8 protein-coding genes are annotated in these 13,201 nt (G+C 75.7%); 2 read left to right on the top strand and 6 right to left on the bottom strand.

Annotated elements, in window-relative coordinates:
* Positions 1-12: 12 nt before the first annotated feature.
* Positions 13-1,755, bottom strand: a complete 1,743-nt coding sequence (gene polX, locus CXR04_RS05635) for a DNA polymerase/3'-5' exonuclease PolX (RefSeq protein ID WP_199850396.1) — start codon at positions 1,753-1,755, stop codon at positions 13-15.
* A gap of 288 nt (positions 1,756-2,043) precedes the next feature.
* Between polX and rsgA the strand changes: the two genes are divergently transcribed.
* Positions 2,044-3,162 (top strand): ribosome small subunit-dependent GTPase A, encoded by a 1,119-nt coding sequence (rsgA, locus tag CXR04_RS05630; RefSeq protein ID WP_101420783.1) that lies wholly within the window; start codon positions 2,044-2,046, stop codon positions 3,160-3,162.
* 97 nt (positions 3,163-3,259) lie between these two features.
* Here the strand turns inward: rsgA and CXR04_RS05625 are convergent, their stop codons facing one another.
* Positions 3,260-3,847, bottom strand: coding sequence for a TetR family transcriptional regulator (locus tag CXR04_RS05625; RefSeq protein ID WP_101426209.1), 588 nt, complete (start codon positions 3,845-3,847; stop codon positions 3,260-3,262).
* A 120-nt stretch (positions 3,848-3,967) separates the two neighbouring features.
* Complete coding sequence (locus tag CXR04_RS05620; RefSeq protein ID WP_101420782.1) at positions 3,968-4,963, bottom strand: helix-turn-helix transcriptional regulator; 996 nt, start codon at positions 4,961-4,963, stop codon at positions 3,968-3,970.
* A gap of 1,792 nt (positions 4,964-6,755) precedes the next feature.
* Here CXR04_RS05620 and CXR04_RS35575 point away from each other — a divergent pair.
* On the top strand, positions 6,756-7,793 hold the full coding sequence (locus tag CXR04_RS35575) for a protein phosphatase 2C domain-containing protein (RefSeq protein ID WP_234380076.1): 1,038 nt from the start codon (positions 6,756-6,758) through the stop codon (positions 7,791-7,793).
* 35 nt (positions 7,794-7,828) lie between these two features.
* On the opposite strand, the gene CXR04_RS05610 is transcribed toward CXR04_RS35575, so the two are convergent.
* The 3 genes from CXR04_RS05610 to CXR04_RS05600 all read right to left on the bottom strand — a co-directional run bounded on the left by CXR04_RS05610 (position 7,829) and on the right by CXR04_RS05600 (position 13,110).
* Complete coding sequence (locus CXR04_RS05610; RefSeq protein WP_101420780.1) at positions 7,829-10,963, bottom strand: alpha-mannosidase; 3,135 nt, start codon at positions 10,961-10,963, stop codon at positions 7,829-7,831.
* A 94-nt stretch (positions 10,964-11,057) separates the two neighbouring features.
* Complete coding sequence (locus tag CXR04_RS05605) at positions 11,058-12,098, bottom strand: DUF2637 domain-containing protein (RefSeq protein ID WP_101420779.1); 1,041 nt, start codon at positions 12,096-12,098, stop codon at positions 11,058-11,060.
* A gap of 112 nt (positions 12,099-12,210) precedes the next feature.
* Positions 12,211-13,110: a (2Fe-2S)-binding protein gene (locus CXR04_RS05600; protein ID WP_101420778.1), complete on the bottom strand. Its 900-nt coding sequence runs from the start codon at positions 13,108-13,110 to the stop codon at positions 12,211-12,213.
* Between the last annotated feature and the right edge of the window lie 91 nt (positions 13,111-13,201).

The following is a 13,201-nucleotide window of genomic DNA, read 5'->3' as shown; positions in this document are numbered from 1 at the left end:
GAGCGCCGCCCGTCACGTCCCCTTCGCCCGTAGGAAGCGGCGCAGCTTCGCCAGCGGCCAGGTGTTGATCACGTCCGCGGTCGTCAGCCAGCCGCGCTGCGCCATACCCACCCCGTAGCGCATGTTCCCCAGGTCCGGCACCGAGTGCGCGTCGCTGTCCACGGCGAACTTCACGCCGTGGCCGCGCGCCCGCAGGATCAGCTCGTCCGGCAGGTCGAGCCGGTTGGGGTGGGCGTTGACCTCCAGCGCCGTGCCCGTACGGGCGCAGGCCGCGAAGACCGCGTCCCAGTCCGCCTCGACCGCCGGCCGCTTGCCCGCCTTGCGGGTGGTGGGGTGGCCGATGACGTGTACGTGCGGGTTCTCGACCGCGGCGAGGAAGCGGCGGGTCATCTCGTCCTTCGGCTGGGTGAAGTGCGAGTGCACCGAGGCCACGCAGATGTCGAACGTCTCCAGGAACTCACCCGGCCAGTCGACCGAGCCGTCCGGCGCGATGTTCAGCTCCGTGCCGTGCAGCAGCCGCAGCCCGCCCGAGCGCCGCCGGTGGCGCGCGTCCAGCTCCGCCACCGTCTCGCGCTGGGCGAGCATCTTCTCCTTCGTCATGCGCTGCATACGCAGCTCGGGGGCGTGGTCGGTGATCGCGTAGTACGCGTAGCCGCGCTCCCTGGCCGCCTCGACCATCGCCTCCAGCGTGTCGATGCCGTCGGTGAGGTCGGTGTGGGTGTGCAGATCGCCGCGCAGGTCGTCCTCCGCCACCAGCTCCGGCAGCTCGCCGGCGGCCGCGGCCTCGATCTCGCCGCGGTCCTCGCGCAGCGGCGGCGGGATCCAGGGCAGGCCGAGGCGGGCGTAGACGTCCTCTTCGGTGGTGACCCGGATGCGGCGTTCGCTGCGGGCGTGGAAGAGCCCGTACTCCGACAGCTTCAGCTTCTTGCGCACGGCGATCTCGCGGAGGCGGATGTTGTGCTGCTTGGAGCCGGTGAAGTACTGGAGCGCCGCGCCCCACGCGCCGGGTGGCACCACCCGCAGGTCGACCTGGACGCCGCCGGTGGTGCGGATGCTCGTCTTCGTCTCGCCGGTGCCGATGACCTCCCCGACGAGCGCCAGCCCGGTGAACGCCGCCATCAGCGGCGCGGAGTCGGCCGCGGCGGCGAGCACGTCGAGGTCGCCCACGGTCCCGCGGCGGCGGCGCAGCGAGCCCGCGTACGCGCAGCGCTCGCAACCGGTCACCGCGGACAGCCGCGCGACGATGTCGTCGGCGAGCGCGAGCGCCGTGTCGACGGGGATCCGGCCGGTGGCCGAGCGCAGCAGGTCGATGCCGTGGAGCAGCTTCTCCTCGCTCTTGGGCCCGAAGCCCTTGAGGCCGCGCAGCCGGTGCTCGCCGATGACCGTCGCCAGTTCGTCGACGGAGGACACGCCCAGCTCCTCGTACAGGACCAGCGCGCGCTTCGGGCCGAGCGCGGGGATCGCGATCAGCTCGCGGACCCCGGCCGGGATCCGCTCGCGGGCTTCGTCGATCGCCGCGATGTGGCCCGTACGCAGGTACTCGCCGACCTTGCCCGCGATGGAGGCGCCCACTCCGGGGATCTCCTTGAGCTCCTTGGCGTTCAGCCCGGCCACGTCCGCGGAGTGGTTGGCCACCGCGCGGGCGGCGCGCTCGTAGGCGCGCGCCTTGAAGGCGTCGCCGCCGGTGATGGACAGCAGGTCGGCGTACTCCTGAAGGAGCGCGGCGACCTCCTCGTTGGACGCCACGTCGGTCACCTCGGTCCACGTCGCGGAGGCTGCGGGGGTACGGGAGCGGAGCCGCGCGCGGCGACGCTCCCCTGCGCACAAGCATGCCGCCGATCGCCGCGCGCCGCCGGACGAGCGCGGCGGGGGCACCGCGGCGGCGGGGAAAACCCGTGGCGTGATACGTGCGCGGCTGCATACGCTTTCAGCGCACCACGTGACCGGTATCGACCAGGGAGGTGAGGGCCATGACCGAAGCCGTCAGGGGCGCAGTCCCCGCACGACAGCCGCACGCCCGCTCCTTTCTGAAGGGTCGCTCTGTTGACACACCTCCCCGCACCTCACCGGCTGATCGCCTACGGCTGGGATGAGGCCGCCGCCGACGCCTTCGCGCCGTACGAGTCCGAAGGGCTGATCCCGGCCCGTATCGCGCGGGTGGACCGCGGCTCGTGCATCGCCCTCACCGAGGCGGGCCCCGTCCGCGCCACCACCGCCCGTCTCGCCGCCGCCGACCGTGCCGCCGGCCGGACAGCCGACCTCACCCGGCTGCCCTGCACCGGCGACTGGGCGGCGCTCGAACCGGGCGAGCGGTTCGCCGTACAGGCCCTGCTGCCGCGCCGCACGGCCTTCCTGCGCTCGGCGTCGTCCAAACGCTCCGAGGGCCAGGTCATCGCCGCCAACGTCGACCACGCCGTCATCGCCGTCTCGCTCGCGGAGGCGAGCGCCGCCGACATCGAACCGGCCCGCCTGGAACGGCTGCTGTCCCTCGCCTGGTCCAGCGGCGCGCAACCGCTGGTCGCGCTCACCAAGGCCGACCTGGTCGAGGACCCCGTGGTCCTCGGGCACCTGGTCGCCGACACCGAGGAACTCGCGCCCGGCACCGCCGTCCTCGCGGTCAGCGCCGCCACCGGGGCGGGCGTTCCGCAGTTGGCCGCCGCGCTGTCCACCGGCACCTCCGTGCTGCTCGGCGCCTCAGGCGCCGGGAAGTCCACGCTGGCCAACGCCCTGCTGGGGGCGGACACGCAGCGGGTCCACGAGGTGCGCGACGCCGACGGCAAGGGCCGGCACACCACGGTCTCCCGCGACCTGCTGCCGCTGCCCGGCGGCGGCGTCCTCATCGACACCCCGGGCCTGCGCGGCGTCGGCCTGTGGGAGGCCGACGCCGGGCTCGGCCAGGTCTTCGCCGAGATCGGGGAACTGGCCGCCCGCTGCCGCTTCCACGACTGCACGCACACCGCGGAACCCGGCTGCGCGGTGCTCGCGGCGCTCGAGGACGGCGAGCTGCACCCGCGCCGCCTGGACAGCTACCGCAAGCTCCAGCGCGAGAACGCCCGCATCGCCGCCCGCACGGACCTGCGGGTGCAGGCGGACCGGCGGCGGGACTGGAAGCGCCGCGACGCGGCGGAGCGCGAGGCGCGGGCACGCAAGGGGAGAGGCTGAGGCAGGGGCGCGGGCGGGCACGGCAACCGGGGCCTCGCCCCGGCCCGCGGGCGGGTGCCTGCCGCCGTACGTCAGCGGCGTGAGCCGCCGCGGCGGCTCACCCGGCGGCGGCGTCCAGCGCCGGGGCCAGCGTGGCGAAGGCCCGGTCCGTCAGCTCGGCGGGGTCCTCGGCGCCGCCGCTGCCGCTCCACCGCCGCAGCACGGTGTCGAAGGCGCCGAGCGCCATCCCGGCGGCCAGTTGGGGGTACAGGCCGGTGCCGGAGCCGAGCCCCGGGCGCCGCGCCAGCTCCGCCGCCAGGTCGTCGCGCCACCGGTCCTGGTGCTCCAGGAAACGCGCCCGCAGGGCCGGCGTGCCGAGGATCAGCCGGACCACCCGCAGCGTCCTGTCGGACCGGTCGGCACAGGTGGTCAGCGCGGCCCGGACGGTCTGCCGCAGCGCCGCCGACGGCCGCTCGTCGCCCGGACGGGCCGCCAGCGCCGCGCGCATGCCGGTGCCCGGCCCGGCCAGGAACTCGACGACCACGTCCTCCTTGGAGGCGAAGTACCGGAAGAACGTGCGCTTGGAGACGCCGGCGGTGGCCGCGATCTCGTCGACGGTGACCGCGTCGAATCCCTTCGACGCCAGCAACTGCAGCGCCGCCTCGCTCAGCTCGTCTGCGACGAGCCGGCGCTTGCGCTGGGCCATGGAGACGTCGGGGCGGGAGCTCACCCGGCAACCTTACCGCGATGCCGCGCATGGCACCCGGTAGCGCGTTGACGCCGGGTGTCATCAGTCGACGGCTGCACCGAATCGGGCGGCGGCGGCTCAGGACGGCTGCTCGGCGCACCAGCCGCGTTCGTGCGCGTACCAGCCCAACTGCAGCCGCGTGTGCACCCCGGCGATCTCCATCAGCCGCTTCACGCGCCGCTGTACGGTCCGCAGCCCCAGGTCAAGTTGCTTGGCGGCGCTCGCGTCGGTGAGCCCCGCCAGCAGCAGGCCGAGGATCTGCAGGTCCACCGCGTCGGGCCCGTCCGCCGCCTGCTCCACCACCGCCGCGCCGCCGGTGGTCAGCCGAAGCGGCAGCGCCTGCCGCCACAGGCTCTCGAAGAGGCCCGTCAGCGACTCCAGCAGCCCGCTCGCGTGCACCACCAGCGCGGCGGGCTCGCCGGCCCCGGCGAACATCGGCACCATCGCCGTCGCGCCGTCGGCGATCACCAGCTTCGTCGGCACCACGTCCGCGACCCGCAGCTCCTCGTTCCGGCGCAGCGCCTCCGCCGCCTCGGCCACCGTGCCGGGGGCGAGCAGCCGGGATCGCTCCAGCACCACCCGGAACCGCACGCCGCGGCCCGCGGCCTTCTCCTCCGCGGTGTTGTCCTGGCTGCGTACGGCCAGCGGCTCCCGCGTGACGAGCGCGCACACCTCCTGCTCGGCGCCTAGCTGCAGTTGGAGGAACCGGTGCGCCACCGCGCCGGCGCCGGTCACCACCTCGACCAGGTCGTGTACGTCGGCGGGCTCGCCGGCCTCCGCGCGGTACTCCTCGGCGAGCAGGGCGGCGGCCAGCTCGGCGCGCTCCAGCTCGTGCCGCTGCTGGATCAGCAGCGCCCCCAGCGCGACCGACGGCGGCGCCGCCACCCAGCGCCCCGGCCGCGCCGACGACTGCGCCGCCAGCCCGTGCTGCTCCAGCCGCCGCAGCGTCCGCACCGCTTCCGGTTCGGGCAGCGTCAACCGCCGCGCCAGCTCGGGGACGTCGGCGGCGCCGAGTGCGACAAGCGCGCGGTAGGCCGACTCCTGTACGTCGTCGAGTCCGATGGCACCGAGCACCTGCACATCCTGACCGTACCGGTGGGTCGGGTGGAAGGCCCTTGCCGTGATCTTGCCGGTCCGGGCCATGCGGCGAGGAGCGGCGGGGAACAATAGGAGCATGGATCGCCAGGGGGAGACGGCGGGGGATCGCCGCACCGAGGACGAGTGGTGGCACGACCTGTACGAGGAGGGGGTACCGGACACGGGCGCGCAGCGCGCGGGGGACACCCTCGACGACCGCTTCGCGTCGGTGACGCGGGCGGTGGACGAGGAGGTGGACCCGGCTCCGCGGGGAGCGGCTCCGCGCGGGGCGGCTCCGCCGGGGGCGGCGGGGTCGCCGCGTCCGGCACGCCCGTCGCGGCCGTCGGCTGCGGAGCCGTACGACCAGATGCAGGACCCCGACTACCCGCCGCCGCCTGCCTCTTCGACCCCGGCGCCGTCGGTGGCGGGGGTCCCGGGCTTCACGGAGCGCGAGGAGCCGGCGGGCCGCGGCTGGACGGACGACGTGTTCGCGGGCCTGCGGGAGGACGACGGGCCGGCCCCGCAACCGCCCGAGCGCGTCCCGGACCCGGAGCCGGACCCGGACCCGGACCCGGACCCGGAGCCGGAACCGGAACCGGAACCGGTGGAGCCTCCCGGGCCGGCGGCGGGAGAGGCCGCCCCGTGGTGGGACTCGGTGGACCGGGACCGCGCGGCGAGCGCGTCTGCGCCACCGGCCCCGTGGGAAACGGTCGAACGCGCCGCGGCGGATGAGGCATTGCCGAACCAGGAGGAGCCGACGGCAGACCTGCGCGACACACCCGCCCCGGCGGACGCGGCGCAGTCCGGCACGGACGAGGCCGCCGAACCTGCCCCGGCCGACGCGGCGTTGCCGGGCCCGGTGGATGCCGCAGAGCCCGCGCCGGTGGATCCCGCGCCGCCGGGCCGAAGCCGGCCGGTGCAGCCCGCCTCCGCGGAGCTGGGGCTACCCGGCCGCGGGGAGGCAGGCGAATCCGCCCCGGCGGACGCCGTGTCGGCCGCCCGGTGGGACGCCCCGGCGGATGCTGCGTCGCCCGGTCCCCGCGAGGCTGCCGGGTCGGATGCTGCGTCGCCGGACTCGGCGAACGCCGTAGAGCCTGCCCGCGCCGAAGCAGCGCCCGCCGGGCATCGGGAACCCGCGGAGCCGGCCTCGGCGGCGCCGGTGCCGCCCGCGACGGCGCCCCGCGCGTCCGCCCGGCCGGAGGTGGCGGAGGCCGGCTTCGCTGAGGCCGCAGCTCCCGTTCCGGGGCAACGGGCCTCCGGGGCGCCGGAGTCGTCCGCGCCGGCTCCGTTCCCTGCCCCGCAGGAGCCCGTCGCCGACGGGCAACCGGCACCGCCCGCCGTTCCGGTGGCGGAGGCCGGCTTCGGTGAGGCCTCAGCTCCCGCTCCGGGGCAACGGGCCTCCGGGGCGCCGGAGTCGTCCGCGCCGGCCCCGCCGCCTGCCCGACCGGAGCGCGCCGGCTCGGAGCAACCGGCACCGCCCGCCGTGCCTGCGGCGGGGGCCGGATTCGGTGAGGCTCCTGCGCCCGTGCCGGGGCAACGGGCCTCCGGGGCACCGGAGTCGCCCGCGCCGGCTCCGCTCCCTGCCCCGCAGGAGCCCGTCGCCGACGAGCGACCGGCGCCGCGCCCCGCGTACACCGCGCCGCCCGCCTCCGGGCCACCCGCTCCCGTGCCACCGGCCGCGCCCGCGCCCCTGCCCTCCGTCTCGGCGCCCGCCCCGGCACGACGCGCCGCCCCCGCGCCGGAGCCTGACGCCGACGAACCCCCGGCCTCCACCATGCGGCTGCGGCAGGTGTCCGTCACCGACACGCTCACCGACGCCGACTGGGCCCGCCGCGGCGGGGAGTTCGTCGGTGGGGGGCCGCCCTCCTACGAGGCCGAGCCGACCGCGTTGCCCGAGGTGGCGCCAGGGGCGCTGGGGGATCTGGTGCCCGACACCGTGCTCGACGGGGCGCGGTACGGGTCGTTCACGCTACGGGCCGTCTCCACCCGGGGCGACAGCCCCCGCTACCGCGGCGAGCAGCGCCGTGACGCGCTCCTCACCGCCCGGTTCGGCGGCGGCGAGGACGCGCTCGTGTTCGTCGCCGCCGCGACCGGGGCGCGCGGCGTGCCCCGTACCGACCGGGCCGCCGACTCGCTCGTGCGGTGGATGGGCGAGGCCGTCGGCAGAAGCCGGGCGCGGCTGTCCGAGGACATAAGGACCGGGCGCCGCGCCGCCCTGAAGGGCGGGCTGCACCGGCTGACCGGGCGGACGTACGGGCTGATGCGCGCGCAGGCCGAGGAGTTCGGGGTGGACCCCGCCGGGTACACCGCCGGGCTGCGCTGCCTGCTGCTCTCCGCCGACCCCGGCTGCCGCACCCGGGTGTTCTTCGGCACCGGACCCGGCGGTCTCTTCCGGCTGCGCGGCGACGAGTGGCAGGACCTGGAGCCCGCCCCGCCGGAGGAGGAGACCCCGCAGGCCCAGCCTCCGGCCCCGCAGCCCCCCGCCGACCCCCGGCTCACCGTCGACCTCGGCGTCCAGCCGCAGCGCCCCGCCCCCGCGGGCCCGCCGCCGCCCGGGTTCGGCGCGCTCGTGGACACCCCCGACCCTGGCGAGCCCGCCCCGTTCGCCTTCCGCGCCTCGGAGGGCAGGCCCGGCGACGTACTGCTGCTGTGCAGTCCCGGGTTCGCCGAGCCGCTGCGCGGCGCGCCCGGGCTGGCGGCCGAGTTGGGGGAGCGGTGGCGCGGCGAGGAGGCGCCGCCCGGGCTCGCGGCGTTCCTCGGGGACGTCCAACTGCGCGCCAAGGGCTTCGCCGACGACCGCACCGCCGCCGCCCTCTGGGAGAGCTGAGCACGGGGGCCCGGCGCGGGCCGGGCCCCCTCAGCTCACCGTACGGGCCGCATCCTCAGCGTCAGGATCTGGAAGGGGCGCAGCCGCAGCGAGACTCCGCTGCCCTCCGCCCGCTCCGCGTCGGACGAGTCGAGCGGGCGCTCCAGCAGGTCCGTCACCTGTACGTCGCCGACCGCGAACGACGTCGTCAGCGTCCCCGACGCCCGCCCCCCGCGCGACTCGTACACCCGGACCACCACGTCCCCGCTCCGGTCCTCCGCCGGCTTCACCGACTCCACCGTGATCGCCGGGTCGGTCACCGACACCAGGGGCGCCCGCGCCGCCGTACGCGCCGTGCGCAGCGGCAGATTCAGCGCCAGGCCCTGTTCCACCGCGGCGCCGACGTCCGCGCCCGGCAGCAGCGCGTACCGGTAGCGGTGGACGCCGAGGTCCGTCTCCGGGTCCGGGAACTTCGGCGCCCGGAGGATCGTCAGCCGCACCGTCGTGCCGAGGCCCGCCTCGTGCGCCTCGCGCGTCACGTCGTGGCCGTACGTGGCGTCGTTGAGCACCGCTACGCCGTACCCCGGCTCGCCCACGTGCAGCCAGCGGTGCGCGCAGATCTCGAACTTCGCCGCGTCCCAGCTCGTGTTGGCGTGCGTCGGCCGGTGTACGTGCCCGAACTGGATCTCGGACGTGGACCGGTCCGCGTGCACGTCCAGCGGGAACGCGGCCTTGAGGACCTTCTCCTCCTCCCGCCAGTCGACCTCGGTGGTGAAGTCCACCCGCCCGCTGTCCGCCGCCAGGCTGATGTCCTGCACGATCCGCGACCTGCCGGTGGTACGCACCACGCGCACGGCCGCGCGCAGCGGCCCCGACTCGGTGACCTCCACCGACTCGGCGTCCACCAGGTCCGTGCGGGTGCGCCGGTAGAACTTGTCGATGTCCCAGGCATCCCACTGGTTGGGGTGGTCCGGGTGGAGCTGGAGCAGGTTGGCGCGGGCGCCCGGCGCCAGCACCTCGCGGCCCGCGGTCAGGTCGCGTACGGAGGTCAGCAGGCCGTCGCCGTCCACGACGACCCGCAGCAGCCCGTTGCCGAGCACGACCTGCGCGCCGTCCTGCACCGCGGACACCTCGGCCCCGGCCGCCGCGCCCGCCGTACCCGCGCCCAGCGCGGGCGCGTTCACGTGCGCCAGCGACCGGCCGTCGCCCAGCGGCTGCGTCACCGCCTCGGGCGGCAGCGCCGTGGCCTCCCCCGCGGCCAGCTCCACGACCTCCCCGCGGTCGTACGGCGACGCGTTCAGCACCGCGAACCCGTCCCCGTCCGCGGCGCCCAGTGCGGCCACCGCCGCGGCCGTGATCCCCGCCAGTTCCTCCGCCACCGCCGCGTACGTCTGCGCCGCCTCGCGGTGCACCCACGCGATCGACGAGCCCGGCAGGATGTCGTGGAACTGGTGCAGCAGCACCGTCTTCCAGATCCGGTCCAGCTCCTCGTACGGGTACGCGTACGCCGGGTCCGCCAGCGCCGCCGCCGTCGCCCACAGCTCCGCCTCGCGCAGCAGGTGCTCGCTGCGCCGGTTGCCGCTCTTGGTGTCGGCCTGGCTGGTGTACGTGCCGCGGTGGAACTCCAGGTACAGCTCGCCGGACCACACCGGCGCCGCCGCCCCGTACTCCTCCTCGGCCGCCGCGAAGAACGCCGCCGGGTTGGCCACCTCCACCCGCGGCGAGCCCTCCAGCGACCGCAGCCGGCGCGCCTTCTCCAGCATCTCGCGCGTCGGCCCGCCGCCCCCGTCGCCGTAGCCGAAGGGCACCAGCGACATGCTCGCGCGCCCCTTGTCGGCGAAGTTGCGCTCGGCGAGCGACAGTTCGGCGGCGTGCATGGTGGCGTTGTACGTGTCCACCGGCGGGAAGTGGGTGAAGACCCGGGTGCCGTCGATGCCCTCCCACCAGAAGGTGTGGTGCGGCATCTTGTTGGTCTGGTTCCACGACAGCTTCTGGGTGAGGAACCACCGGATCCCCGCCAGGTGCGCGAGCTGCGGGAACGCCGCGGTGTAGCCGAAGGAGTCCGGCAGCCACACCTCCTGGGTGTCCACGCCGAACTCCTCGGCGAAGAACCGCTTGCCGTGGATCAGTTGCCGCGCCAGCGCCTCGCCGCCCGGCATGTTGGCGTCCGACTCCACCCACATCGAGCCGACCGGCACGAACTGGCCCGTCTGCACGGCGGCGCGGATGCGCTCGTAGATCTGCGGCTGGTGCTGCTTGACCCAGGCGTACTGCTGCGCCTGCGAGCAGGCGAAGACCAGCTCCGGGTAGTCCCCGGACAGCGCCAGCTCGGTGACGTTCGCGAAGGTCCGCGACGCCTTGCGCACCGTCTCGCGCAGCGGCCACAGCCAGGCGGAGTCGATGTGCGCGTGGCCCGTGGCGTACGCGCGGTGGGCGCTGGCCGCCGCGGGCTGCGCCAGCGCCGGGGCCAGCACCTCGCGGGCGGCGGCGGCCGTGCCGGGCACGTCGTGCAGGTCGAGCACGTCCAGCATGCGGTCCAGGGTGTGCAGGATGTCGTGCCGGCGGCCGCGGTCCACCGGCAGCTCATGCATCAGCTCCGACAGCACCTCGATGTCGAGGATCAGATGCCAGACGTCCTCGTTCAGCACGGCGAGGTCGGCGGAGCGGAAGGTGTACAGCGGCGCGTCGCCCGCGGTGCGCAGCTCGCCGAGCAGGGTGGGGGTGAAGTCCTGGAGCACCGCGGGGTTCGCGGCGGCCTCCAGCAGCAGCCGTACGGGCTCGCCGCCGGCCGCGGGGGAGGCGATCGGCACATGGCGGTTGCGCGGGTGCACGCCCTTGACGGGTGCCCCGGCCGCGTCGTACACCAGCCCCTCGGCCTGGAACCCTGGCATCTCGGTGCCGAACCCCGGGTCGATCACCGCCTCGACGCGCCGCCCCGCCCAGCCCGCGGGCACGGTGCCGGTCAGCCGGAACCAACTGGTCGACCACGGCGGCCCCCAGGCGGTGCCGACGGTGAAGGGCTCGTACTCCTCCGGGGGGATCTTCAGTGCCTCGTCCGCCGGCACCGGCTCACCCGGCCGGTGCCACACCGACAGCTCCAGGGGGACGCGTTCGGTGTACTGGGCGGGTCGGATGAACTGGCGCAGCGCGCGGTCCAGCCGGCCCTCTGCCAGCAGTCGGTCGTCGTGCATCGCGGCTCCTCACAGTCGTCGCTGTGATCTGCCTAGCCTGCGCGCGGCCGACTGGGCAAGAGGACCCACCACCTCGATCGTCACCGGAGCACCGTCAGCGGTACTGGTTCTCCATTGCCGTGAGCTTCTGCTCCAGGGTGTCCAGCGGGGCCGCCAGCGCGTCGTCCTGGCCCCCCGCCGCGGCGACGGACTTCGCCGGAGCCGGGGCGCCCGGCTGCCCGCCGGCCACCGCCGGCCGGCTCTCCGGCGCCGCGCGCGACCGCAGCGGGAACCGCGCCGCCTCCGTAACCGGCTCCGGCGTCAGCGCCACCTGCGGCTCGGCGCGCGCCGCGGTCAGCTCGCCGGGGGCCAGCGCGCGCTGGTGCTTGCCGAGGGCCTTCAGCCGGGCCCGCTCCAGCCGGGCCTGCTCGCGCTCCTCGGCCCGCCTGCGCGCCTCGTCCCTGCTGTCCTGGCGCACCTCGTCGACGGCCTCGTCCAGCGTGCGTACGCCTTCGAGCAGCATCAGCGACCACGCGTGGAACGTCTCCCGCGGCGCCCGCAGCCACCGTACGAACCGGATCTGCGGCAGCGGCCGCGGCACCAGCCCCTGCTCGCGCAGCGCCGCCCTGCGGGTCTGCTTCAGCGCCCGGTCGAAGAGCACCGCGGCCGAGAGCGACATGCCGGCGAAGAACTGCGGCGCGCCCGCGTGGCCCGTACCGCGCGGCGCGTGCACCCAGTTGAACCAGGCCGCCGCGCCCGCGAACGTCCACACCAGCAGCCGGGAGCCGAGCGCCGCGTCGCCGTTGCTCGCCTCGCGTACGGCGATGACGGAGCAGAACATCGCGGCGCCGTCGAGCCCGAACGGCACCAGGTACTCCCAGCCGCCGGACAGGCCCAGGTTCTGCCGGCCGAAGCCGACCAGGCCGTGGAAGGAGAGCGCGGCGGCGACCGCGGCGCAGCAGAAGAGCAGGACGTACGCGAGCGTGCCGTACATCGCCTCCTTGCGCCGCCGGCGCTGCTCGCCGGCTTCCCAGGAGTCCGCGGGCTCGTCGGCCTTCTGCCGGCCGCGGACCACCACGGCAATGGCCGCGAGCACGCCGAGCAGCAGCACGGCGGCCGGGAGGGCCCAGCTCAGCGGTATCCCGTTGAATCCCATCGGATGTCCCTTGCCTCGCCAGATGACGGGTGACTCGGGGACCGATACTTGCGGAATTCCAGCGCGATTCCGGAGGAAACGAAATCAGCCACTCAATGGGATGGCTTCTGTGCTAAGAGCTTGCGACGAGACGGGCGACGCGCTCCGTGTCGCAGGTGCGCGGGCAGGTCACGCAGGTGTCCTCGGGCCGCAGCGTGTAGTACATGCAGCAGCTCGCGCGGTCCCGGGTGGCGAGGGACTGCCCGGCGGGCCCGGTGAGGGTGCGGAAGGCGGCGCCGCCGGCGTACGGGGCCGTGGCCGGTCCGCTGCCGGGCAGGAGCTGCCCGGTCTCGGCCATCGCCCGCTCCTCCTCGCCCAGCAGGTCCCCCAGGTACCACAGGCCCTCGACGATCTCGTCCGTCGCCATCCCCCACAGCGCCCGCGGCCCGCGGCGCATCCGCGGCCCGAACGCGGCGAGCACCGGCTCCAGATGCTCGGCCACGGCCGCCCGCACCTCGGCGCGCAGCGCCTCCTCGCCGCCGACGACGCGGGCGCCGGGCAGGCCGGCGGCCGGGTCGTCCGGCAGGCAGGCGAAGGCGCCGCCGTGGACGGCCAGGCGCATGCGGCTGCCGTCGGCGTTGCGGTGCAGGGCCACGGCGTCCAGCGGGACGCGGGGCACGCGGCGGAGCAGGAACCAGGGGAGGGTGACCAGCAGGCAGGCGGACCAGGCGTAGCGGTGCAGGCCGAAGCTGGCGACCACGTCGGGGCGGGCGTCCTCGCCGTACGTGCGGCGGACCTGCTCGGCGTCCCAGGCGAGGAAGTCGTCGAGGGCGGGACCGCCGGCGGCGAGGTCGGCGGCGGCCACCCAGCCGGGTCCCGCGGGCAGCGGGTCCGCGGGGCCGAGTTCGGTGACGGCCAGGAACGGCAGGACCTCGGTGAGCCGTGCGTACGCCGCGGTGACCGGGGTGCCGGCGGGCCGCACGGGCGGGGCTCCGGTGTCGGCGACCGGCTGGGGCACTGCGGGTGCGGACATCGTGCGGTGACCACCCTGGGCTCGGCGGGGCGTGACGTGTTCTCGACCCGTCGGCGGGTTGAGGTAAGGCTAACCTTAACCCGCTTGATCG

This window comes from Streptomyces sp. CMB-StM0423 (assembly GCF_002847285.1).
Taxonomy (GTDB): Bacteria; Actinomycetota; Actinomycetes; order Streptomycetales; family Streptomycetaceae; genus Streptomyces.
The sequence above is the reverse complement of the archived record's forward strand: the minus strand, read 5'-3'. Positions and strand labels throughout refer to the sequence as shown.

Excerpts from the sequence above, each read along its gene's own strand:
- CXR04_RS05625 (WP_101426209.1), bottom strand. The coding sequence starts at position 3,847 with ATGGCCCAGCGCAAGCGCCGGCTCGTCGCAGACGAGCTGAGCGAGGCG.
- CXR04_RS05610 (WP_101420780.1), bottom strand. The coding sequence starts at position 10,963 with ATGCACGACGACCGACTGCTGGCAGAGGGCCGGCTGGACCGCGCGCTG.
- CXR04_RS05605 (WP_101420779.1), bottom strand. The coding sequence starts at position 12,098 with ATGGGATTCAACGGGATACCGCTGAGCTGGGCCCTCCCGGCCGCCGTG.
- CXR04_RS05600 (WP_101420778.1), bottom strand. The coding sequence starts at position 13,110 with ATGTCCGCACCCGCAGTGCCCCAGCCGGTCGCCGACACCGGAGCCCCG.